Below are 24,837 nucleotides of genomic sequence, written 5' to 3'. Positions count from 1 at the left end.
GGCATGCTATGAGTAAAAATTTAGTTGAAATAAAGAATTTAAAAACCTATTTTTATACGGAAGATGGCATTGTAAAAGCAGTTGACGATGTTAGCTTTAACATTAGAAAAGGTGAAATTATAGGTGTGGTTGGAGAATCAGGTTGTGGCAAAAGTGTTACAGCAATGTCCATAATGAAATTAATTCCGTCACCACCAGGAAAAATAGTTGGGGGAGAAATTATATTTGAGGACAAAAAGATATTAGAACTTAAGGATGATGAAATGAGAAAAATTAGGGGCAATGACATAGCCGTAATATTTCAAGAACCTATGACCTCCTTAAACCCTATATTTACTATAGGCTACCAAATAGAAGAAGTAATTCTGCTCCATCAAAAATTAAGTAAAGTTGAAACTAAGAAAAAGGCAATAGAAATGTTAAAGCTAGTTGGGGTACCAAGACCAGATGAAATAGTGAGGTGCTATCCTCATGAACTTAGTGGGGGCATGCGTCAAAGGGCAATGATTGCCATGGCAGTGTCATGTAATCCAAAGCTTTTAATAGCAGATGAGCCAACAACTGCCTTAGATGTAACCATTCAAGCACAGATACTTGATATTATGAAGGATTTAAAGAAAAAGCTTAATACTTCAATAATGCTTATTACTCATGACCTTGGAGTAATAGCTGAAATGGCAGAGTATGTAGTAGTAATGTATGCTGGTAAGGTTGTTGAGGAAGCATCTGTAATTGAATTATTCAAAAATCCAATGCATCCATATACTGATGGCTTAATGAAATCTAAACCTTCACTAGATAAAGAGGTAGATAGATTATACTCAATACCAGGACAAGTTCCAAATCCAATTGATATGCCAGAAGAATGTCATTTTTGTCCAAGGTGTCCAAAGGCTTTAGATATTTGTAGAAAGCAGCAACCACCTATTAAAGAGATAAGACCAGGACATAAGGTAGCCTGCTTTTTATATGAGGAACAAAGCAACCTATAATTGTTTTGTACTACGGAGTAACGCATGCAATGTAATGCAAGGGGGGGAAAGTAAGTGCAAGAATCATTAGTTAGAGTAGAGAATTTAAAAACATATTTTCCTATTAGAGGTGGAATACTTCAAAAGACTGTAGGTTATGTTAAAGCTGTAGATGGAGTATCTCTATATATAAATAAAGGAGAGACTTTGGGACTAGTTGGTGAATCTGGTTGTGGTAAAACTACAGTTGGTAGAACTATGTTAAGACTTTTAAACAAAACAGATGGAAATGTTTATTTTAAAGATCAAAATGTATTTGAACTTTCAAAAAAAGATTTAAGAAAAATAAGACCAAAGATGCAAATAATTTTTCAAGACCCATATAGTTCTCTTAATCCAAGACTTACTGTAGGGCAAATAGTTGGAGAAGCACTAATAGATCATGGGATATTACCTAAGAGTGAAATCGCAGGTAGAGTTCAAGAAGTTCTAGAAATTTGTGGACTTGCGCCTTACCATATAAGAAGGTACCCCCATGAATTTTCAGGTGGGCAAAGGCAAAGAATAGGAATAGCAAGAGCTCTTATATTAAATCCAGAATTTATAGTGGCAGATGAACCGGTATCGGCACTGGATGTTTCTATTCAATCTCAAATAGTAAACTTAATGTGCGAACTTCAAGAAAAAATGGGCTTTTCATATTTATTTATTTCACATGATTTAAGCGTAGTAAAGCATATTAGTCATAGAATAGGGGTTATGTATTTAGGATCTTTGGTGGAATTGGCATCGAAAAATGAATTGTATAATAATCCTCTTCATCCATATACAAAGGCATTGTTATCTGCTGTACCAATGCCAGATCCAACAATAAAGAGGGAGAGAATTATATTGCAAGGGGATATACCAAGTCCCGCAAATCCACCGTCTGGCTGTAAATTTCACACCCGATGCCAATATGCCATGGAAAGGTGCAAAAATGAGTGCCCACAGTATAAAGATGTAGGTGGAGAACATTTTGTAGCTTGTCATCTATTGTAAGGTAGCAATTATGAACTGCTATTTATTTCAATGGCATTAAATACAAGGGGGAGAAGTGTATGAGAAAGGCAAAAGAAGTTGAAAGGATAAAATATATCAATTTACAATGTAAGGACATGCAATTTAATGAGACTATAGGTTGGAAGGATATTGTAGGAATTATTATAGCACAATTTCAAATATTGATGCCTATAATGATTGGAGCAGCCTTTGTTATGGGCTTCTTATTATTTATTATAATGAAAGTATGGATTAGAAGTTAATAAGAGAAAATAAATATACGTATCATAACCCTGTAAAATGGAGTTTGAACTTAAATAAATACGCCCCAGTGATAGCGGAAATTTGCCTATTATAAATTTCCACTATCACTGGGGTGTTTATTTGGGTATAATTAAAGTATAAAGTTATAACATGAAAAGGGTGGTACGTATGAATATATTAACAATTGAAGAAGTGAGTAAAAGTTATAGTGAGAGAATACTCATTAATAAGGCATCACTGGGTATAAGTGATGGTGATAAAATTGGATTAATCGGAGTTAATGGTACGGGAAAATCCACTTTTTTAAAAATAATAGCTGGACTTGAAGTTCCTGACGCCGGAAGAATTTTAAAAGGAAGTATGATCAATATAGAATATTTACCTCAAGATCCTGAATTTGACCCAGAAGCTACAGTGCTGGAGCAGATTTTTAAAAGTGATACTGATGTTATGAAGGTAATTAGAGGATATGAAGTTGCTATAGAAAAATTACAAGAGAACCCAGAGGAGGAAATACTCCAAAGGTCTTTAATGAGCCTCAATAATAAAATGGATGCTTGTAATGGATGGCAAGTTCAAAATGAAGCTAAAATTATATTAACAAAGCTTGGCATAACAAATTTTAAGGAGCGCATTGGAAACCTTTCTGGTGGACAAAGAAAGAGAGTTGCCCTATGTAGTGCACTAATTACTCCTTCGGATTTATTAATTTTAGATGAGCCTACAAACCACATGGATAATGAAATAATAGATTGGCTAGAGAACTTTCTAAACAATAGAAAAGGCGCACTGCTTATGATTACCCATGATAGATATTTTCTGGATAGGATAACAAATAAGATTCTGGAACTTGATCGTGGCAATTTATATAGTTACCAGGGAAATTATAGTGTGTTTCTGGAAAAGAAAGTTGAAAGAATGGCTTTAATGGATGCACTAGAGAGAAAAAGAGAGAGTTTATTTAAAAAGGAACTAGCGTGGATAAGACGTGGGGCAAAAGCTAGAACTACAAAACAAAAGGCTAGAATAGATCGCTTCGAAGAGCTTCAAGATGGGAAAATAGACATTTCAAATGATAAATTAGAACTATCTTCTGCATCAACTAGGCTTGGGAAAAAGATTATTAATGTAGAGAGCATTTATAAAGCCTATGGGGAAAAAAAGTTAATTGCAGATTTTAGTCATATATTTACCAAGAGAGATAAAGTTGGAATTATAGGACCTAATGGTATTGGAAAGTCCACTCTTATGAATATTTTAAGTGGAATGATAAGTCAGGACGCAGGCCAAATAGAATGGGGAGAAACAGTTAAAATTGGCTATTTCCATCAAGAAAATGGTGCTATGGATGAAAATATGAGAGCCATTGATTATATTCGTGAAGGAGCAGAATATGTATCTACAGGGGATGGGGAAAAGATTACAGCGTCTCAAATGCTGGAGAGATTTTTATTTGATGGAACTACCCAATATTCTTTTATTTCTAAATTATCTGGTGGGGAAAAAAGAAGATTGTACTTATCAAGAATTCTTATGGAAGCTCCAAATGTACTGTTTTTAGATGAGCCCACCAATGACTTCGATATTCAGACCCTAGCAATACTAGAAGATTATTTAGATGGGTTTGCAGGTGTGGTTATAGCTGTATCACACGATAGATACTTTTTAGATAGAGTTTCAGAGAAAATATTTAGTTTTGAAGGTAATGAAAAAATAATTCAATTTGTAGGAAACTATTCTGAGTATCAAGAATATATAGAAAAAAATTCAAATTTACTCCAAGATAATAGTATAGTAATTAAAGAAGATAAAAAGACTAAAAATTACGATGCGCAAAAGGATAAGCCTTTGAAGTTTACTTTTAAAGAGCAGAAGGAATTCCAGGAAATTGATGAAAAAATTGAGGAAAAAGAAGCAGAACTAGAAGAGATGAATAAAAAAATTAATGGTGGTAGTAGTGATTTTGAATATTTGCAAAAACTAGTGGGCCAGCAAAAGGAAATAGTAGCAGAACTTGAACACTTGATGGTGAGATGGACTTACCTAAATGAATTAGATGAAGAAATAGAGTCTCAGAAAAACAACTAAAACTTATTGATAGTAAAACTTATTAAGAAGGTAAAATTAATGGAGAAAAATAGAGATATAAAGATATCTGTGCGTAATTTAGTAGAGTTTGTACTGCGTGCTGGTGATTTAGATATGAGATTTATGGGCAGTAATAGAGCTGTAGAGGGTACCAAAGCTCATCAGAAAATTCAAAAGGAAAACAGAGAAAAATATTCTGTATTTCTTGGAGAAGAATATTTGTCTGAAGTGAGTTTAAAGCATAGTGTACCTTATAATGGTGGCAATATTCTAATTGATGGGCGTGCTGATGGTATTCTAATAGAAAATAAGGTCGTAACTATAGATGAAATCAAAACAGTTACTAAAGATTTAGAATTGCTTCGTGAGGATCATAATAGTCTTCATTGGGCTCAAGCCAAGTGTTATGCATATATATATGGAATTCAAAATAATCTACAGGTTATTAATGTGCAATTAACCTATTACCAAATAGATAATGAAAAAATTAAAAGATTTATTAAAGTTCTTTCAATTAAAGAACTTCAAGAATTTTTCGATGAAATTATATCTAATTATTTTATATGGGCAAATATTACAAGTGATTGGAATGAAACAAGAGATAACACTATAAAAAATTTGAAATTTCCTTTTGATAATTACAGGGAAGGTCAGAGGGAACTGGCTGTTTCTGTATATAAGACAGTAGTAGAACATAAGAAAATGTTCCTGCAAGCCCCTACTGGAGTAGGTAAAACAATATCTACACTGTTTCCAGCTGTTAAAGCAATGGGAGAAGGCTATACTTCAAAAATTTTTTACTTAACAGCTAAAACGATAACAAGGCAGGTTGCAGAGGATGCCTTCAGTAAAATGAAGGACAATGGGCTAAAATTTAAGACTATTACAATAACGGCAAAGGATAAAGTCTGTTTTAGTAAGGGGAGTGCCTGTAATCCTGAGCAGTGTAAATTTGCAAAAGGACATTTCGACAGAGTTAATGAAGCTCTGCTGGATATTCTAGAGAATGAAAATACATTTAGTAGAGAAATCATTGAGATTTATTCAAATAAGTATAATGTTTGTCCCTTTGAATTTTCATTGGATTTAACGATATGGTCTGATTGTGTTATATGTGATTATAACTATGTATTTGACCCAAGAGTTTACCTGAAGAGATTTTTTATGGATAATAATGGGGATTATACTTTTTTAGTTGATGAGGCTCATAACCTAGTGGATAGAGCTCGTGAAATGTTTTCGGCAGAGTTTCATAAAAAACCGCTTCTAGGATTAAAAAGAGAAATAAAAGGTCGCGACGACAACTTGTATAAAGTTTTGAATAAGTTAAATGCTTTTATGCTCAGTATGAAGAAAATGTGTAATGAAGATGGATATTACAAACAAAATTCTCAGCCTGTGGATTTATATAATCTTCTTAATAACCTTACTAAAATATTAGAAGTATGGCTGACAAAGAACGAAAAATCTGAAATGTTTGATAATTTTTTAGACTTGTATTTTAATTCTTTGAGCTTTATTCGCATAGCCGAGCTTTATGATGATAAATATGTAACCTATGTAGAGAGTACTGCGGAAGACGTAGTATTAAAGATGTTTTGCTTGGATCCATCTAAGCTTTTGAGAGAAGCCTCGAAAAGAGGGAAATCAGTGGTATATTTCTCTGCAACTTTGCTACCATTATTATACTTTAAAGAAATTTTAGGTGGAGAAAATGAAGATTACCATCTAACGTTAGATTCTCCCTTCGATAAAAAAAACCTTAAAGTAATGATAGCTAAGGATATTTCTACTAAATATAAATGTAGAGAAAATAGTTACTCCAAAATAGTAGAATACATATATGCTGTAACAAGTGCTAAAAATGGAAATTATATGGTATTTTTCCCTTCATATAAGTATATGGAGGGAGTTAGTGATATGTTTGTTCTAAAATACCCACAAATTAAAGTAAGGATTCAAACTAGTTTTATGACTGAAGAGGCCAGAGAAGCTTTCCTACAAAATTTTAGTGATATTGATTCTGAAAATATTTTGGGTTTTGGAGTTTTAGGTGGTATATTTTCGGAAGGCATTGATTTAAAAGGTGACAGGCTAATTGGTGCAATAATAATTGGTGTAGGACTTCCTATGATTTGTTTTGAAAAAAAAATTATTGCGGAATACTATGATAAAAAAAGCAATTGTGGTTATGAATATTCTTATATGTACCCAGGAATGAATAAAGTACTACAGGCAGCGGGACGAGTAATTAGAACAGAAGAAGATAAAGGCACTGTGCTCTTAATAGATGATAGGTTTCTTCACCAAAGGTATAGGCGACTATTTCCAAAGCAATGGGATGATTATCTTAAAATAAATAATAAGGCTGATGCCAAAAGACAGATTTGTGAATTTTGGGAATAAAAAAAACTTGAGCATTCGCTCAAGTTTTTTTATAATAATTTTAAATTATCTACAAAATATATTGGGGGGGATAAAGAAAAGGAAACTAGTTACTCATAATTGCTACAAATATATCTACATTAATATAAGATATTTACAACCATGAATACGATAATAGTTCTCTGTTTGTTAGCACCAATATTAGTACAAATAATCACCATCATTGCTAAATATTTATAAGTAACAGTTTCCTTCTTATCTTTTGTTTTTGGGGAATATTAATCTTTGTAGGTTTTTATCGAAATAAGATTTATCTTTAGTAGTTACACTGTTGCTGTGTTTCGACTTATTTCTTATTTAAAGAATAACATCATTAGCACAAATAGTCAATAGATTTTTGTAAAATTTAATATGATAAAGAGTATAAATAAAAAACTATAAATATCTTCGACAAAAAATATAAAATTTGGAAAACAAACATCGTAAGTTGAGATTTCATTAATATATTTCAACAATTTACTTACTACAATGTTTGGAAAAAAATGTTGAAATATGCTATCTGCTTCTGAAAATCATTCTGAAAGGGTAATTATAGGAGTATTTTTTTTATTTCTAATAAAGAATGAGATACTACCAATAAGTCTAAAGAAGCCAGAAGCGCATAGTACAAAATAAATATTTGTGTGGCTAAGCATGAAATCACCCAAGGTGGGTGCTAAAAATAATGTAATATTTGTTAATGTAACATGAACTCCAATATATAAAATTCTATTTTTCTCGGGGGTAACTTCTAAAAGGGAGGTGAGTAAACCAGTAATAGTACCAGCAGTAAAAAATCCCGTTATTAATCCCGTTATTGTAATTATGTATAAGTTTGGAGATAGCGCAAAAAGTATAGGGGTTGCGGCCATTCCAAGGGTGGCAGTGGACATAACAAAAGAGTTTCCCTTTTGGTGAATCAGTTTTTTCCAAAATCCAAAACTGAAGAACATAACTATAGATGAAGATACAGTAAGGAGGGTAAGCCACCATTCATCTGCGCCTAAGTATTTTATTTGATAAATACTGAAGAGTGGCCAGCCCATTTGCCAACCAAAATGAAAAAGTAATGAACAAATAAGAAAAATATTAAATTGTTTATTCCTAAAAATTTCTGAAAATGCACTTTTTAAATCTATATTTAACTTTGGAGAACATGAGGTTTCCTTTATTTTATTGAAAGTATATATTTCAAATAAGCCAATTATAAAAGCTAACACAAAAAATATTTGATACATCATAATAATTCCATTGCCTGAATCTCCAAAACCTTTAAGGATTCTACCAACTATAAGTACGCTAATAATTTGGGCCAATGTAGAAAATTTATTTCGCGCAGATATAGCTGTAGGGCGCATTTCTTCTATGAAGATGTCTCCAGAAAAACTTTGCAATGCGGTTGAAGATACAGATTCAGGAAAATTCATCAAAGAAGATAAAATTACAAAAGCCATAGGCTGTAAAGATTTTGGAAAAAAGGGAATTGTGGCGAAGGATAAAATAAATAATCTGCTACCTAAAAAAAAATTAATCATAATTCTTTTCTTGTTTGATGCATTAGTCATGAGTATTAATGAAGGTATTGTAACAAATACAGCTATTAAACCTGGTAATGAAGTAGAAAGAGCTACATGAGAGTCAGTTCCGCCAAGCCTAAATATAAATTTGCTGGCAAAGGGTTTGTATAGATTGACTACTATAGTAAATAATATGCCGTTTAGCGCATAATACATAATATTGTAGTCTTGAATGGAAAATTTATGTTTTTTATTGAAAAATTTTTCAAACATAGTTACCATAATCACACCTCTAAATTTTTTTAAAATAGTAAATTATTTTTTTTCACAAGAACAAAAAGAAGAATTATATATTATGTCTAAATATTTTATGAATTCTATTCTATTATCAGAATCTGTCGATTTCAACGCTTCATTTACAAATTCACATCTTTCATTTACCACTTTATCAATAATATTGTAGCCTTTTGGCAGCACAGTAACTCTAACTACCCTTCTATCCTTTATATCTCGAGACCTTTCTACAAGTTGACTACTTTCCATTCTGTCCACTAAATCAGTAATTGTACTAGGAGCTTGAAAGAGTTTTAAGCTAAGGTCGCTTATAGTTAATCCTCCATTATTTATTAAACACTGTAGGGCATCAAATTGAGGTGGAGTAATTTTATATTCTTCAAGGATAGCTCTACCTCTTTTTTTAATGCCAAAACATACTTTTCTTAATAAAAATTCGATTTTAATTATATTTTCATCATAATGTTCATCCATATTTAACCCTCCTCGTAATTTTTTATAGAGTGACAAAATTTAATCATAGCCTTTTGAATATATTTCGTTACACGAATAATTATATACCCTCAAATTTAGACAGTCAATTAAAATCTTACTGTGATTCCTTAATTAACCAAATACATCTTAAATGTAATTAAATTAAAATTTTTACATAAATTTGTGAACTTTTACCAATATTTTTTACAGAAAATTAATAATGATTCATGCATTATAGTGCTAAAATATAAGTATGAATAAGAAGGATAATAGCAATTGTGAATTGTTATTGACTCCAGAAAATAATAGGAGGAATAGTATAAATGTCTGTTAATTTTGCTAGAGAATTTTATGGCTGGGATGGATTTTCAAAAGTAATCTTATTTGTAGGAATACTTTTGTTAGTAACTGGATATGCAGGGGTTTTAGGAACAGCACTTATTATCTATTCAATTTGGAGAAGCAAATCACTTAAAGCAAATGGTAGAAATAATAAAAAATTTGTTTTTGAGAGTACGAAAAGAGGTTTTGATCATAAAATGAGTAATATCAAAAAAAACATGAAATTAATCAATATCAAGAAAAATATTGAATTACTTAATATTAAGGAAAGTATGGAACTACTTAATGCTAAAATTAAGAAATATAAACCTATTGAAAAATTAAAAGAAAGAAGAAAGTATATAGTCACTAGTTGTCCTAAATGTGCGCAAAAGTTAAGGCTACCAAAAGGAAAAGGTAAAATCATTGTAACTTGCTCTAAGTGTTGTAGTGAGTTTAGGCTGAAAACATAAAAAAGACAAAAGAGATTTCCTAGTTAAAGAAATCTCTTTTGTCTTTTTTACTTTATGACCTAGTTTATTTAAGTCATGGTTTAAATAAACTAAAAAATTTTTAAATTATTTACCTGAACCTAATTCAGCAAGACAATCTTTACAAATATTCTTACCTTTGTAGTTGACAACATCTCTTGCGTTTTGACAGAAAATACAAGCTGGCTCATATTTTTTAAGGATGATTTGTTCACCATCTACATAGATTTCTAAAGCATCTTTGATATCTATATCCAAAGTCCTTCTTAATTCTATAGGAATAACAATTCTTCCAAGTTCGTCCACTTTTCTTACTATACCTGTTGATTTCATATAATTTCCTCCTCAAACATCTTTCGACTTATTTATAATTAAATTATAGCAAAACTAACATAAAACGTCAATAGGTTTATGAAAATATTTAATAATAATAATGATATTAAATAAACTTTTACGTATTATGCAAAAAGACCATAATAGTCTGTCATTTTTAATAGTATTATAATGCCATCTACATTATACATAATTTTTTATATAAATACAATATATATAATGAATTGTAATTAGTGTAAAATATTAAAGTATATAAAATTAAAATAGCATTAAAACAAAAGTAAATAAAAAGGTTAGTACCAGAGGTACTAACCTTTGAGCATATAACTATCTATAATTAGTGAACTGAAGGGCAATATCAAAATCTTTTGATTTTACCAGTGTCATTACTTCTTGCAAATCATCAAGGTCCTTACCAGAAATTCTTAGTTGGTTATCCATAATTTGAGCTTGAACTTTGATTTTACTAGCTTTAATTTCTGCAATTATTTTTTTTGCTTTTTCTGTAGAAATGCCTTTTACAATTTTAGCGGTTTGTCTTGCAGAACCTAAGGTAGCAGGCTCTTGCTTACCTAGATCTAATGCTTTCCCAGATATACCTCTTTTAATTAATTTACTTACAAGAACTTCTATAACTGATTTCAATTTAAAATCATCATCAGATATTATTTTAATATCTTCTTTCACTAAGTTGATCTCAGTAATAGTGTTTTTAAAATCATATCTCTGTTTGATTTCTTTCAATGCCTGATTAATCGCATTGTCTACCTCTTGTAAATCTACATCAGATACTATGTCAAACGAATGTGCAGCTGCCATAATTAAAAACCTCCTCTATACTTAATAGAATTCATCTATTAATAGAATTCTCTTAATTAATAGTAAATTAATAATAAGAAAATGTAAAGGAGTTAATTAATAAAGATTATAATTCACATGAATTTAAAACAATCTTCAAGTTTTTTTAAGAAAATTTAGCGGTGAGAAATGTATTGGTAGAATATATAATTTTTTTCCTAAGGTATTTACAAAATTTATCGATATACTTACTAGATATAAAAACAAGATATAAAAACAAGATATCTTAAAACTGCACAGATCATGGAATACGTAATATGCATAATAATGTGTAGCATAAATAGCAATAAGGAGAAAAAATGGGTGAGAGTACATGAAAAAAATTAAATTAAATAGCATAAGCAATATTCAAATCGATAAGGACCCTAAACAAATGCTACCTTCCATAAATCAACATTTCTTGTTTAATACATTAAATAGCATACTATCCTTGTGTAGGGAAAATTCTGAAGAAGCTAGGAAAGTTGTTTTAGAGCTTAGTAGCTATCTAAGATTTAATTTTGATGTAACTGATGGAATCGTTTTTTTGCATGAGGAAATAGAGTGTATAAAATCTTACTTATATATTCAAAAGGTAAGGTTTGGTCACAGATTAAAAATTGTGTGTGATATCCAAGGAGATGTAAATTTTTTAATCCCTAAAAATTCACTATACGGTATAATAGAAAATGCAATTAACCATGGAATTTTAAAGAAAAATCATGGAGGAACAATAATTTTTATGGTTATGCGTGACAGTGAAAAAATAATAATAAAAATTAGTGATGATGGTGTTGGTATGGATGATACGCAAATAAGAGGCTTATTTAAGGATGAAAATAGAGGCTCAATTTCAACTTTAAATTCTCAATATAAAAATTTGTATAATGCAAAATTAGAAGTAGTTAGTAAATTAAACATTGGTACCTACATAACAATATATATACCAATAGAAAATATAAAATATGAATAGCTTTACTTTTATTATTTTAATGAAATTTAAATGTGGGTGGGGTTTATATGTTAAGAGTAGTTTTAGTAGATGATGAAAAATTGTCCTTAGAGGAACTAAGTTTTATTTTAAGTAAAAACAATGAGATAGAAATTATAGGTAAGTACGTGGACCCATTAACTGCTTTAGAATTTATAAAAAAATCTAAACCGGAAATTGTGTTTCTCGACATAGAGATGCCAGAGATTGATGGGTTTACCTTAGCTGAAGAAATATGTAATATGGATTTTCCAGTGAGTATTGTATTTGCAACAGTATTTGATAAGTATGCCGTAAAAGCTTTTGAAATTAATGCTGTTGATTATGTTTTAAAACCATTTTCTGAGAAAAGGCTACAGATTACCATGGAAAAAATAAATGACCGATATAATTGTGATGAAAATATACCTGAATGTAGCTATAATAATATAATTCCTGAAAAACAAGAAATTAAAGGGATGAAAAAGATACCGCTTTGGAAGGATGAATGCATATATCTTGTGCATCCACAAGATATATTATATTGTACGGTGTTAAATAAAGAAGTGCTTGTTTTAACTAAGGATACGAATTTTACAACACAATATACTTTAAATCAATTAGGAAATAAATTGAGCAATCATAATTTCTTCAGGAGTCATAAAAGTTATTTAGTTAATTTAGACAAAATTCATAAAATAGTGCCTTGGTTTAATAGTACCTTTGTCTTGAAAATAGAAGGATGGAAAGAAGAAGTGCCTGTAAGTAGACACTACGTTAAGGATTTTAAAAAGTTAATTGATATGTAAAGTTAATTGATATGTAATGTATAGTTAATTTTTTGATTTTTATAATTATTATCATGAATAAAGGTAGTGAGAGATAAATGAAAAAGATACTAATAGTAGATGATGAAGTTAATAATAGATTATTATTAGAGGAAATACTTGAAGAATTTAAAGAACAAGGAGTAGAAATACTTCTTGCGGAAGATGGAAGGCAAGCACTTGGTATAATACTAAGTGAGAGACCAAATTTGGTATTTTTAGATATTATGATGCCTGAAATAAATGGTTATGAGGTATGTTATATAGTGAAAAAGGAATTAAAGCTACTCCATACCTATATAGTCCTCCTAACTGCAAAGGGACAAACAGAAGATAAAAATAGAGGTAAAGACGTGTTATGTGATAAATACCTTACTAAGCCTTTTTATTTTGATGAAGTTTTAGCTATAGCTGAAAAGGTATTGGGATTAAAACTTAATTAGAATCACTATAGATTTTTAGATTTATTCTTTCATTTTCGCAATGTGAAAATGAAAGAATAAGTCTTTTTTATTGGGTTATATTATTTTCGTGTGCATTAAAGGATAAAAATTCAATGCTAGCTATGTTTTAAAAATATAAAATTGGCGAAAATAATTATGAATAGTTTTTTTGTTTACAACAAATGCAAAGTTTGCCACCATAGTGGTACAAAGTTTTAAAAACAATGTTATACTATTATAAGAAATTATTACGGATGAGAGGTAGGATTATATGTTACTGAAGGCACAAGAAAAATTAAAGAAGTATTATGGATATGATAGTTTTAGAAAAGGACAAGAAAGTGTAATTGAAAGTATCATAAGTGGGAAGGATACTTTTGCTGTAATGCCTACAGGTGCAGGTAAATCAGTTTGCTATCAGATACCGGCACTACTCCTACCAGGAGTAACTCTTGTAGTATCACCACTTATATCTCTTATGAAGGATCAAGTAGATACCTTAAATAGTGTAGGTATAGCGGCTACATATATAAATAGCTCACTCAGTATTAATGAAGTTAATGAAAGAATTGATAAGACTTCCAGAGGAGAATTTAAACTTCTTTACGTTGCCCCTGAAAGGCTAGAATCAGAATTCTTTTGCAGTATGTTAAATAGATTAACAATATCGCTTTTAGCAGTGGATGAAGCTCATTGTGTATCTCAATGGGGACATGATTTCAGGCCTAGTTATTCAGCAATTTCTAGTTTGATAAAAAAACTTTCTGTAAGACCAATTATAGCAGCTTTTACTGCCACAGCAACAGAGGCGGTAAGAAAAGACGTTATAAAATTATTAGAACTTAGACAGCCAGATGTTTATGTAACTGGTTTTAATAGAGAGAATTTAAGCTTTACTGTTATTCGTGGAGAAAACAAAAGAGATTTTGTATTTAAATATATTGAAGATAACAAAGACAAAGTAGGTATAATATACACTGCTACAAGAAAAGAAACAGATAATCTTTATGAACTTTTGAATAAAAAGGGATATAATGTTGGTAAATATCATGCGGGGCTAGGAGATGCAGATCGGAAACAAAATCAAGAAAAGTTTTTGTATGATGATATAAACATTATTATAGCTACAAATGCTTTTGGAATGGGAATCGATAAATCAAATGTTCGATATGTAATCCATTATAATTTAACGAAAAGCATGGAGGCTTATTATCAAGAGGCAGGGCGTGGAGGCCGTGATGGAGAACCAAGTGAATGCATATTATTGTTTTCGGCTGCAGATGTACTTCTTCAAAAGTTTTTTATAGAACAAAGTGTTGTATCACCTGAAAGAAAAATAAGTGAATATAAGAAACTTCAAGCCATGGTGGATTATTCGCACACCAGTAGATGCCTTAGACAGTTTATTTTAGAATATTTTGGGGAAGAAAATGTTAGAGATATTTGTGGTAATTGCAGTACCTGCAATGATGAAAGTGAACTGGTAGATATAACAATTGAGGCTCAAAAAATATTTTCTTGTATCTTTAGGATGAAGGAGAGGTTTGGTACCACATTAATTGCAGAGGTGCTCCGTGGTTCTAAGAATAAAAAAGTTTTGGAGCTGGGATTTGACAAGCTATCTACTTATGGAATAATAAAGCAATATACTGTTAAAGAGATAAGAGATCTTATAAATGTGCTTACGGCAGAAGACTATTTGTCCCTTGCAGATGGTCAATTTCCAGTGGTTCATCTAAAAGATAAGGCTGTGGCAGTACTCAAAAATCAAGAAAAAGTCTATCAGAAGGTTGAGAAGAAAAAAGCTAAGGTAGCTCGAGATACTGGCTTATTTGAAATATTGCGTTCACTTCGAAAAGAAATTTCAGAGAGAGAAAAAGTTCCACCATATATTGTTTTTGCAGATAGTGCCCTAAGAGAAATGAGCGAATATTTCCCAGTAAATAAGAGTGAGATGCTTAATATCAAAGGGGTAGGTGAATCTAAGCTTAATAAATATGGCGAGGAATTTATTGCAGTTATAAAAAAATATATGAATGAAAATAATATAGAATTCAAGGAAGAAATACTATATAATGAAGAGGGTGATAGCCCGGCTTTAAATGAATTCGAGGTAGAACAGAAAAGTGAAAATGATGATAAGGTGCCTAGCTATCTTATTACTTATAATATGTATAAAGAGGGTAAAAGCATAAATGAGATAATTTTAGAGAGGCAATTGAAAAGTCTTACAGTACAAGATCATATATTAAAATGTGCTTATGAGGGTTTTGAAGTGAATTTAGATGATTTTATTCCGGAAAATCATGAAGCACTTATTATAGAGGTCATAGAAAAAATTGGAGCTTCAAAGTTAAAACCTATTAAAGACGCTCTGCCAAAGGAAGTAGATTATTTAGCTATAAAAGCAGCTATATTTAAGCATGCAAACAATAAAATTTCTTAGAAAAAAGGAGAAAATATGGAAAAAACATTTACGGAATTAGGATTACAAGAAAGTCTTATAGGAGGTTTAAAAAAACAAGGAATTGAAAGCCCTACAGAAATTCAAGAAAAGGCTATTCCCTTAGGACTTGAAAACAAAGATATCATAGGAGAATCAGAAACGGGCACGGGTAAAACACTAGCGTACCTTTTGCCTATATTTCAAAAGATAGACATAACATCAAAGGATATTCAAGCAATTATACTTGCGCCTACTCATGAACTTGCAATGCAAATACATAAGCAGATAGAACTTCTATCGGAAAACTCAAATAGTTTAATAAAATCTACTAGTATAATAGGAAATGTTAACATCAAAAGGCAGCTAGAGTCACTTAAGGAAAAACCGCATATAATAGTTGGATCTGCAGGAAGAATTTTAGAACTTATAACAATGAAGAAACTAAAATCACACTTCGTTAAAACTATTGTAATAGATGAAGGCGATAGAATGATAGATGAAAATAACATAGAGGGTGTAAAGGCTATAATAAAAACTACCCTTAGAGATAGACAAATCATGTTATTTTCAGCAACGGTGTCACCTAAAGCAGTAGAAATTGCTAAAACATTGATGAAGGATGCAGAGGTTATTAAAGTAGGGGATAAAAGCGTTGTAAACCCTAACATAGAGCATATGTATTTCCTAGTTGAAAAGAGAGAAAAATTGATTCTTTTAAGGAAACTTATAAGTGCCACAAACCCTGAAAAGGCAATAATATTTATAAACAAAAGCGATGAGGTAGAAATTACAACTTCAAAGCTTAGCTATCATGGATTAAAAGTAGAAGGAATTCACGGAACCTCTGAAAAAGAAAATAGAAAAAAAGCCATTGAGGACTTCAATGCAGGGAAAATTCAACTTTTGGTGGCTTCTGATTTAGCAGCTAGAGGGCTTGATATACAAGGAGTAACACATATATTTAACCTTGATATACCAGAGAACTCTAAGGATTATTTACATAGAGTGGGTAGAACCGCAAGAATGGGTAAAAATGGCCTAGCACTATCTATAGCAGAAGAGAGAGAGCTTGATCTTATTAAAACCTATGAAAAAGATTTTAATATTGAAATTCTGCAAAAGGATATCTACATGGGAAGAATTATTGATCCAAAGGATGCGCCTAAAGCTAAACGCGCAGAAAGGATCCAAAATCAAATATCCAACGCTAATAAATTCAATAAAAATAAATAAGTTAGGAATAAATTTCATTAGCCTACTATCCTTGCATGTGGTATAATGGCTTGGTAGTTTCGACTATAATGGAATTACTTAATGTATGGAGGTATTTATAAAGATATGATTAGTACAAACAATGTAAGTTTAAGATATGGTGCACGTAAATTATTTGATAATGTTAATATAAAATTTATACCAGGTAATTGTTATGGATTAATTGGTGCTAACGGTTCCGGTAAATCAACTTTTCTAAAAATATTATCAGGTGAAATTGAACCTAATACTGGGGAAGTTATCATTCCACCAAGAGAAAGATTAGCAGTTTTAAAGCAGGATCATTTTGAATTTGATGAACATGAAGTTATTAAAACTGTAATGATGGGACATGTAAGACTTTTTGAAATAATGAAAGAAAAAGATGACCTATATGCAAAACCAGATTTTACTGATGAAGATGGAATTAGAGCTGCAGAACTAGAAGGTGAATTTGCAGAACTTAATGGATGGGAAGCGGAATCAGAAGCTTCAACTCTTTTAATGGGACTTGGCATAACTGAAGATCTTCAAGACAAAAAAATGAAGGAACTAACAGGATCAGAAAAGGTGAAGGTATTGCTTGCTCAAACACTATTTGGTAAGCCAGATATTTTATTACTGGATGAGCCTACAAACAATTTAGATGCAAAATCTAAAAAGTGGCTTGAAAACTTCTTACTGAATTTTGACAGCACTGTTATAGTTGTTTCTCATGATAGACATTTTTTAAATAAAATATGTACTCATGTTGCAGATATAGACTTTAGTAAAATTCAACTATTTGTTGGAAATTATGATTTTTGGTATGAGTCTAGTCAGTTGGCTCTTCAAATGGCTAAAGATTCAAATAAGAAAAAAGAAGAAAAAATTGCAGAACTTCAAAACTTTATTGCTAGATTTAGTTCTAATGCTTCTAAAGCAAAACAGGCTACTTCTCGTAAAAAACAATTAGATAAATTGACTTTAGATGATATAAAACCTTCTTCACGTAAATATCCTTTTGTTGGGTTTAAACCAGAAAGAGAAGCTGGAAATGATTTATTAGTAGTCGAAAATCTAACTAAAATTGTAGATGGAGTAACACTTCTTGATAATTTGTCTTTTATAGTTAACAAGGGAGATAAGATTGCATTTACAGGCGCTGATGAAATAGCTAAAACTACACTATTTAAGATATTAATGGGTGAAATGGAGCCAGATAGTGGTGAATTTAAATGGGGAGTTACTACCTCTCAAGCTTATTTACCAAAGGATAACTCAGAGTATTTTAATGCTGTAGATTGTAGCTTAGTAGATTGGCTTAGACAATTTTCAGAGGAAAAAGCAGAGAGCTTTATTAGAGGCTTTTTAGGCAGAATGCTTTTTTCAGGAGAAGAAGCCCTTAAACAATCTAGTGTCTTGTCTGGTGGAGAAAAGGTTAGATGCATGCTTTCTAAAATGATGCTTAGTAATGCTAATGTATTAATATTAGACGAGCCTACTAACCATTTAGACTTAGAATCTATTACTGCTATAAATAACGGGTTAACTAGCTTTACTGGGACGATTTTGTTTACGTCACATGACTATCAGCTAGTTGAAACAGTAGCGAATAGAATAATAGAAATTACACCTAAGGGTATAATGGATAAACAAATGTCTTATGAGGAATTCCAAGAAAGCGAAGATGTTCAAAAAGAATTAGAACTTATGTACAAATAAAGAGAAGCACTTCTAATAGAATTCTATTAGAAGTGCTTTTTAAATCAACTATAGACCAAAGCCACCAAAGCCGCCACCGCAACCGCAACCGCCGCCTCGACCACCAATGCCACCACATCCCAAAAGTAAAAGAACTAACCAGATGCCACTTCCGCCGCCGCATCCATTTCCAAAACCGCCTCCACAGCCGTTTCCACAGTTATTACCGCAACTATTTCCACAGTTGCAAGCAGGCTTACAGCAACATTTATTATTACAACAGCAGTTATTATGTCTATGACTCATATAAATAACCTCCTTATTTATTAAGGTACATTCAATAAATAACAGGCTATTATCTTGTTATTTATTATCCTGTGCCTAAGTAAAAGTGTTAAAATCTACTAAGTGATGTACTTCATTTTTAAAAATCGTCAAATAAAAGAAGTTATAGCTGGTACTTTAATATATTCTGAATTTTACCAAGTGTGAATGAAATAAAGGGTGCCACCCACGTGGCAAGTGGCAAGTTTATATCCAAGAAGGTCTGCATGTAGAATTATACCCAAACATTAAAAAGCACATGGAATTCCATGTGCTTTTTAATATTTGGGTATGTTAGTAATAAATAGTTATATTATACATGAATTTAATATATTATGATATAATTGAGAAAAAAGAAAATGTGAATTATTATGGAAAATTATCCATAAAGGAGGATTTGCATGGGAATTAACTATTTTAATATTATTGCTGCAGTTATTAATTTTGCTATAATATTTGCAATTATAATAATGATATATAAAGCAATAGGCGTTTTTAAAAATTTTATTAATAGAAACAAAAGGATGGAGAAGAAGATAGATATTATTCTAAGCAAAGTAGAAGGTAGAGAGGATAATGTTTAGCAATGATTTTCGAATGGAATAAATAAGAGAAGAAGTTATTTATAAAAAGTGAAATTTTTAGGATTTTATTTTCTTAGTATTGTTCATTATTATTGGAATTACATCCACTTATTGTAAATTAATGTTATAATGTTTGTAGAATGCAATTATACGTAGTAGATTATTCAAAATAAGTATTATATTTATTTTATTTCTACAAAAAAAGGATTTTTTTAAAATGTATAGAATATAATAACAAACTAAAAAAAATTATTAATAAACGGAGGTAAAGGATATGAAAAAAGATAGTAATTTAACATCTGCTAAAGAGGCTGTAAAGTCAACAGCAGAAAAAGTTATAAAGTCTACGGAAGAAAAAGCAGAAGCAGCAATAAAATTGGCTTCGGATGTTGTCAAAAAAGAAAATGTGGAAAAAACTATTAATGCGGTGAAGGATACAGCTAAAAATGTTAAATCAAAGGCTACTAAGGTGGCGACCGCTGCAACAACTGCTGCAAAAAAAACAAGAGCAAAGAAAGTGGATGTTGCATTCTACGTTCAGTATCAGGGCAAAGAGATTAGCAAACATGCAATACTAGAAAAAATTCATGATGAGTGGGTTAAATCTAATAAACTTTCAGAACTTAAGACTTTAGATGTATATCTAAAAGTTGAAGATGATACTGCTTATTGTTTGGTAAATGGAGAAATCAAAATTGAATTGAAATTATCTTAATTTAATCTAAAAAAGAAGGCTAACGGCCTTCTTTTTTTATGCTATTAGAAGATTAATGGAGTAGTGATACTAAGCAATTTTGTCTTTTGATTAAGTGGGTTTACCCATGAATGATCGGTAGTTGAAGGATATTGTATTGAATCGCCTGCCTTTACTAAATAATCGGTTCCAGAAAGATTTACAATTAATGCTCCTTCAAGTACATAAACAAACTCTTCACCGGGATGACTAGATATGTTTCCATGCATTTTCTCAGGAGGAATAATGATTATTAGAGATTCTATTCTTCTTCCAGTAAAATCTCCGCTAATTCTAACAAATTCTGAATTTGATCCTTCTATTGTAAACACTTTTTCTTCTTCAGCCTTAACTAAAAAGTTGTGTATTTCAGGAGGCTTGAAGAAATAGTTCATTGGAACATTTAATGATTCTGCAATTTTTTTTAGTGAAGTTATTGCAAGTGAAGAGTAGCCATTTTCTACCTGAGATAGAAAGCTTACTGAAAGGCCAGTCTTCATGCTCAAATCTTTTAAGGTTAAGTCCTTTTCTTTTCTTAAATTACGAATTTTTCCTGATATTTCAGCTATCATTATTTTCCCCCAAACTTAACTGTTTATTACGATAGACAATAATATATTATTTAAAAGTTTTTTATTGTTTTACAAAAGGTGAGCTTAGCTATTATTTATTATAGTACCATACTAAAAAAATTCTTCAATATAAAATAGTACCTATTTATTATAACATAGACCATAATTATTATAATACTAAAATAATTATGGCATTAATAAAAAATATTGTTCTATTTAAATAATTAATGTAATATTTAAATGTGTGTTTGTATTACTTAAAAAAATTACTGTTATACTTAAAAAGTTATGTATATTATTATCTTTTATGATATAATGTATTACAAATAACACAATATACTGACTATTAGAATTGCTTATATGGTATTAGTTGTAGTAATAGTTAGTATAGGTCTATCAGTAGCATCTGTAATGCTTACTTTGAAAGAAAATACAATCATAATATTTTAGGAGGGATTTTTAATGATACAGGAAAGACTTAACAAAGTTTTGAAAATTATGGGGGATAAAAAAATACCTCAAATGATAGTTTCTGATTCAAATGCTATTTTCTATCTTACGGGCAAGTGGATACTAGCTGGAGAGAGAATGCTGGTACTTTATCTCAATACAAATGGAAACAACAAATTATTTGTTAATGAGCTATTCCCTATAAGTGAAGATTTAGGCGTAGAAAAAATATGGTATAGCGATACTGACAAACCAATAGATATTCTTTCAAGACATATTGATAAAGATTTGCCAATGGGTATAGATAAAGACTGGCCTGCTCATTTCTTATTAAGATTAATGGAGTTAAAGGGCGGTAGCGCTTTTGTTAATGGTTCTAAAATTATTGATAAAGTAAGAAGCTTAAAGGATGAAAAAGAAAAAGAATTTTTGAGAGCATCATCAAAGCTTAATGATATTGCCGTTGAAAAGATGATTAAACTTGTTTCTAAAAAATATACTGAAAAGAAAATGGGCAAAATGCTTGGTGATATGTGGGAGGAGCTTGGAGCGGAAGGGCATTCTTTTGACCCAATAGTAGGTTATGGTGCTAATTCAGCGGATCCTCATCATGAGATGGACAACTCAAAGGTTAAAGCAGGCGATAGTGTAGTTATTGATATTGGCTGTATTAAAGACTCATATTGTTCAGATATGACAAGAACTGTTTTCTACAAAAGTGTATCAGACCACAGTAGAGAAGTTTATGACATAGTCAGAGAAGCTAACAAAAGAGGAATCGAGAAAGTTAAACCAGGAGTTAGATTCTGCGACATTGATGCTGCGGCAAGAGATTATATTACAGAAAAAGGGTATGGAAAATACTTCACTCATAGGTTAGGACATTCTATAGGACTTCAAGACCATGAGTTTGGAGATGTTTCTTCTGCTAATACTGACAAAGTGGAAGTAGGGATGTGCTTTTCAATAGAACCAGGGATTTATATACCAGGTGATGTAGGCGTACGTATAGAAGATTTAGTAATAGTGACGCTGGATGGTTGTGAAGTACTAAATCATTATTCAAAAGACTTAATTATTGTAGAATAGTATAAAAATACCATTTAAAAAAGGTGGGAGGCTCATATAAAGTGAGACTCCCACCTTTTTTTATAACATTAATTTTATATTGAGGTAATGTGAACTATGTGCTACAATGTGTATAGGATTAAAAAGGTATTTAAGGGAAAATATAGAATATAGTAAAAACATTTAAAATATTTATAAATGGGGGTAAAGTATATGGAAAAAGATAATACTTTAATTTTGCCTAAACAAGCTATAAGCTCAACAGAAGAAACGGCAATTACAAAAGAAAATGTGGGAAAGACTATAAATGCATTGAAAGATATTGTTAAAGGTGTTAAATCAAAAGCTACTAGAACGGCTACTATAGCAAGCACTACTGCAAAAAAAACAGTAGCTAAGAAGACGATTACTAAGAAAACTGATGTTGCTTTCTATGTTCAATACCAAGGAAAAGAGGTTAGCAAGCAATTAGTACAAGAAAAGATTTATGATGAATGGTTGAAATCTCATAAACTTTCTGAAATTAAAACCATAGATATATATCTAAAGGTTGAAGAAAATACAGCTTATTGTTTGGTGAATGGAGAAATTAACATAGACGTGAAATTATCTTAACATAATTCTACAAAAATTAAAAAAGGCTTATGGCCTTCTTTTTTATTTTATTAGAATGTTTTTATTAGGTCAGCAGATTAAAGAGCTTCCAGAAATTTAATTTTTATGGGGGCTCTTATACATATTAATATATAAGTTTCGGATACACTAATTATTGATAATACATTTGACAAATTTAAACTTGAGGTGTTTAATCATTGATAAGCAGGATTACTACCTAATAAAATCGAATTTACTAAGTAGTAACAAAACAAAATGAGTAATGAAAAATTCTGAAGCGTAAATAGTTAATTAAGTAAAATTGATTTCTTAAGAGTATGCGGCGTGAGATATACTAAGGAGGGATGCAAATGACAAAGAGTTTTCCAAAAGGATTTCTATGGGGAGGCGCTGTAGCAGCCAACCAATGTGAAGGTGCATATAACGAAGACGGTAAAGGTTTCTCAACACAAGATATTGCACCTAAGGGTATAATGGGGGGAGTTACGCAGGAGCCTACAGAAGATAATATGAAATTAATAGGTATTGATTTTTATCATAGATATAAAGAGGATATTAAATTATTTGCTGAAATGGGCTTTAAAGTATTTAGAACATCTATTGCATGGTCTAGAATATTTCCAAATGGCGATGATGCAAAACCAAATGAGAAGGGCTTACAATTTTATGATGACCTATTCGATGAATGCTTAAAATATGGAATTGAGCCACTTGTTACAATTTCACATTATGAAACTCCGCTTGCTCTTGCTAAGAACTATGATGGCTGGGTAAACCGCAAGTTAATAGGCTTTTTCGAGAATTATGTAAGAACAATTTATGATAGATATAAAGACAAGGTAAAATATTGGCTTACATTTAATGAAATTAATTCAGTGTTAAATGCACCCTATATGAGCGGGGGCATATTCACAGATAAAGATAAATTAACAAAGCAAGATTTATATCAGGCAATTCATCATGAATTAGTAGCAAGTGCAATGGCAGTTAAAATTGGTCATGAAATGATTCCCGGTGCGAAATTTGGATGTATGATTCTTGGTGTACCAAATTATCCATTAACTCCTCATCCAAGTGATATAATTGAAGCAATGAAGCAGGATAGAGAGAATTTATATTTTGCAGATGTTCATGCAAGAGGGGCATATCCCAAATATATGGATAGATATTTTAAAGAAAATAATATTGAAATTCATAAGTCACCGGGGGATAAAGAGATTCTTAAAAATACAGTGGACTTTATTTCCTTTAGCTATTATATGAGTTCTTGTGCAACAGCTGATCCAAAAAAGAAGAAGGTTTCCAAGGGAAACATTATTTCCGGCGTTGCAAATCCATATTTAGAAGCTTCAGAGTGGGGATGGCAAATTGATCCACAGGGATTACGTTACATTCTTAATCTTTTTTATGACCGTTATGAAAAACCACTATTTATTGTGGAAAATGGTTTAGGTGCTGTGGATGAATTAATAACAGATGAAAATGGAAATAAAACAGTAATCGACGATTATAGAATTAATTATCTAAATGATCATTTACTTCAAGTTGCTGAGGCGATAGAAGATGGTGTAGAGATAATGGGATATACCTCCTGGGGATGTATTGACCTTGTTAGCGCGACAACTGCAGAGCTTAGAAAGCGCTACGGCTTTATATATGTAGACCGTAATGATGATGGTACAGGTACTTTAGACAGATATAGGAAAAAAAGCTTTCATTGGTATAAACAAGTAATTTCAACAAATGGGGCAAGTTTAGTAAAAAAACAAAACATTGATAGTGATAATACTATCAATACACTACTGGAGGAATAATT

The 24,837-nt window shown here is 30.9% G+C and carries 23 protein-coding genes; 17 read left to right on the top strand and 6 right to left on the bottom strand.

All coding sequences use genetic code 11. The features are described from left to right. The first annotated feature begins 8 nt into the window (after positions 1–8). The 5 genes from KPL50_RS22355 to KPL50_RS22335 all read left to right on the top strand — a co-directional run bounded on the left by KPL50_RS22355 (position 9) and on the right by KPL50_RS22335 (position 6,770). Positions 9–992 carry an ABC transporter ATP-binding protein gene (locus tag KPL50_RS22355; RefSeq protein ID WP_216300745.1) on the top strand — a complete coding sequence of 328 codons (984 nt, stop codon included), beginning with the start codon at positions 9–11 and terminating at the stop codon, positions 990–992. A gap of 54 nt (positions 993–1,046) precedes the next feature. After that, positions 1,047–2,012, top strand: coding sequence for an ABC transporter ATP-binding protein (locus KPL50_RS22350; RefSeq protein ID WP_216300744.1), 966 nt, complete (start codon positions 1,047–1,049; stop codon positions 2,010–2,012). 59 nt (positions 2,013–2,071) lie between these two features. Further along, complete coding sequence (locus tag KPL50_RS22345; protein ID WP_216300743.1) at positions 2,072–2,275, top strand: hypothetical protein; 204 nt, start codon at positions 2,072–2,074, stop codon at positions 2,273–2,275. 169 nt (positions 2,276–2,444) lie between these two features. Further along, complete coding sequence (locus KPL50_RS22340) at positions 2,445–4,364, top strand: ABC-F family ATP-binding cassette domain-containing protein (protein WP_216300742.1); 1,920 nt, start codon at positions 2,445–2,447, stop codon at positions 4,362–4,364. A gap of 39 nt (positions 4,365–4,403) precedes the next feature. After that, complete coding sequence (locus KPL50_RS22335) at positions 4,404–6,770, top strand: ATP-dependent DNA helicase (RefSeq protein ID WP_216300741.1); 2,367 nt, start codon at positions 4,404–4,406, stop codon at positions 6,768–6,770. Between the two features lie 551 nt (positions 6,771–7,321). On the opposite strand, the gene KPL50_RS22330 is transcribed toward KPL50_RS22335, so the two are convergent. Together KPL50_RS22330 and KPL50_RS22325 are read right to left on the bottom strand one after the other, a co-directional pair. Next, positions 7,322–8,521 carry an MFS transporter gene (locus tag KPL50_RS22330; protein ID WP_253200761.1) on the bottom strand — a complete coding sequence of 400 codons (1,200 nt, stop codon included), beginning with the start codon at positions 8,519–8,521 and terminating at the stop codon, positions 7,322–7,324. Between the two features lie 99 nt (positions 8,522–8,620). After that, a complete protein-coding gene (locus tag KPL50_RS22325; protein WP_216300739.1) occupies positions 8,621–9,073 on the bottom strand; it encodes a MarR family winged helix-turn-helix transcriptional regulator in 453 nt (150 codons plus the stop codon). Between the two features lie 323 nt (positions 9,074–9,396). On the opposite strand from KPL50_RS22325, the gene KPL50_RS22320 reads away from it, so the two are divergent. Next, complete coding sequence (locus KPL50_RS22320; RefSeq protein ID WP_216300738.1) at positions 9,397–9,867, top strand: hypothetical protein; 471 nt, start codon at positions 9,397–9,399, stop codon at positions 9,865–9,867. Positions 9,868–9,972: 105 nt separating this feature from the next. Here KPL50_RS22320 and KPL50_RS22315 read toward each other — a convergent pair whose 3' ends face one another. Both KPL50_RS22315 and KPL50_RS22310 read right to left on the bottom strand, forming a co-directional pair. Next, positions 9,973–10,218 (bottom strand): AbrB/MazE/SpoVT family DNA-binding domain-containing protein, encoded by a 246-nt coding sequence (locus KPL50_RS22315; protein WP_125004371.1) that lies wholly within the window; start codon positions 10,216–10,218, stop codon positions 9,973–9,975. A gap of 327 nt (positions 10,219–10,545) precedes the next feature. Beyond that, positions 10,546–11,037, bottom strand: a complete 492-nt coding sequence (locus KPL50_RS22310; protein WP_216300737.1) for a YajQ family cyclic di-GMP-binding protein — start codon at positions 11,035–11,037, stop codon at positions 10,546–10,548. Between the two features lie 352 nt (positions 11,038–11,389). Between KPL50_RS22310 and KPL50_RS22305 the strand changes: the two genes are divergently transcribed. The 6 genes from KPL50_RS22305 (at position 11,390) to KPL50_RS22280 (ending at position 18,696) form a co-directional block, all read left to right on the top strand. Continuing rightward, positions 11,390–12,028 (top strand): sensor histidine kinase, encoded by a 639-nt coding sequence (locus KPL50_RS22305; protein ID WP_216300736.1) that lies wholly within the window; start codon positions 11,390–11,392, stop codon positions 12,026–12,028. A gap of 47 nt (positions 12,029–12,075) precedes the next feature. Beyond that, on the top strand, positions 12,076–12,834 hold the full coding sequence (locus tag KPL50_RS22300) for a LytTR family DNA-binding domain-containing protein (RefSeq protein ID WP_216300735.1): 759 nt from the start codon (positions 12,076–12,078) through the stop codon (positions 12,832–12,834). Positions 12,835–12,911: 77 nt separating this feature from the next. Beyond that, on the top strand, positions 12,912–13,295 hold the full coding sequence (locus tag KPL50_RS22295; protein ID WP_216300734.1) for a response regulator transcription factor: 384 nt from the start codon (positions 12,912–12,914) through the stop codon (positions 13,293–13,295). A gap of 271 nt (positions 13,296–13,566) precedes the next feature. After that, positions 13,567–15,741, top strand: a complete 2,175-nt coding sequence (recQ, locus tag KPL50_RS22290) for a DNA helicase RecQ (protein WP_216300733.1) — start codon at positions 13,567–13,569, stop codon at positions 15,739–15,741. Between the two features lie 15 nt (positions 15,742–15,756). Then, positions 15,757–16,974 (top strand): DEAD/DEAH box helicase, encoded by a 1,218-nt coding sequence (locus tag KPL50_RS22285; RefSeq protein WP_216300732.1) that lies wholly within the window; start codon positions 15,757–15,759, stop codon positions 16,972–16,974. A gap of 105 nt (positions 16,975–17,079) precedes the next feature. Next, positions 17,080–18,696 (top strand): ABC-F family ATP-binding cassette domain-containing protein, encoded by a 1,617-nt coding sequence (locus tag KPL50_RS22280; protein ID WP_216300731.1) that lies wholly within the window; start codon positions 17,080–17,082, stop codon positions 18,694–18,696. Positions 18,697–18,744: 48 nt separating this feature from the next. On the opposite strand, the gene KPL50_RS22275 is transcribed toward KPL50_RS22280, so the two are convergent. Then, the gene (locus KPL50_RS22275) at positions 18,745–18,981 is read right to left on the bottom strand and encodes a ground-like protein (protein WP_216300730.1); all 237 of its coding nucleotides are present in this window, start codon (positions 18,979–18,981) and stop codon (positions 18,745–18,747) included. A gap of 419 nt (positions 18,982–19,400) precedes the next feature. Here KPL50_RS22275 and KPL50_RS22270 point away from each other — a divergent pair, with 419 nt between their 5' ends. Next, a complete protein-coding gene (locus tag KPL50_RS22270; protein WP_216300729.1) occupies positions 19,401–19,583 on the top strand; it encodes a hypothetical protein in 183 nt (60 codons plus the stop codon). Between the two features lie 274 nt (positions 19,584–19,857). After that, positions 19,858–20,298 (top strand): DUF6465 family protein, encoded by a 441-nt coding sequence (locus KPL50_RS22265; protein WP_216300728.1) that lies wholly within the window; start codon positions 19,858–19,860, stop codon positions 20,296–20,298. A 44-nt stretch (positions 20,299–20,342) separates the two neighbouring features. Here the strand turns inward: KPL50_RS22265 and KPL50_RS22260 are convergent, their stop codons facing one another. Continuing rightward, on the bottom strand, positions 20,343–20,888 hold the full coding sequence (locus KPL50_RS22260) for a helix-turn-helix domain-containing protein (protein ID WP_216300727.1): 546 nt from the start codon (positions 20,886–20,888) through the stop codon (positions 20,343–20,345). A gap of 462 nt (positions 20,889–21,350) precedes the next feature. On the opposite strand from KPL50_RS22260, the gene KPL50_RS22255 reads away from it, so the two are divergent. From KPL50_RS22255 to KPL50_RS22245, 3 genes are all read left to right on the top strand, one after another. Continuing rightward, positions 21,351–22,427, top strand: a complete 1,077-nt coding sequence (locus tag KPL50_RS22255; RefSeq protein WP_216300726.1) for a Xaa-Pro peptidase family protein — start codon at positions 21,351–21,353, stop codon at positions 22,425–22,427. Positions 22,428–22,619: 192 nt separating this feature from the next. Beyond that, positions 22,620–23,021, top strand: coding sequence for a DUF6465 family protein (locus KPL50_RS22250; protein WP_216300725.1), 402 nt, complete (start codon positions 22,620–22,622; stop codon positions 23,019–23,021). A 350-nt stretch (positions 23,022–23,371) separates the two neighbouring features. Next, positions 23,372–24,835, top strand: a complete 1,464-nt coding sequence (locus tag KPL50_RS22245) for a glycoside hydrolase family 1 protein (RefSeq protein ID WP_216300724.1) — start codon at positions 23,372–23,374, stop codon at positions 24,833–24,835. Positions 24,836–24,837 lie beyond the last annotated feature (2 nt).

It is taken from the genome of Clostridium sp. CF012, from assembly GCF_018861755.1.
In the GTDB taxonomy this organism is placed as follows: Bacteria; Bacillota; Clostridia; order Clostridiales; family Clostridiaceae; genus Clostridium_AD.
The sequence above is the reverse complement of the archived record's forward strand: the minus strand, read 5'-3'. Positions and strand labels throughout refer to the sequence as shown.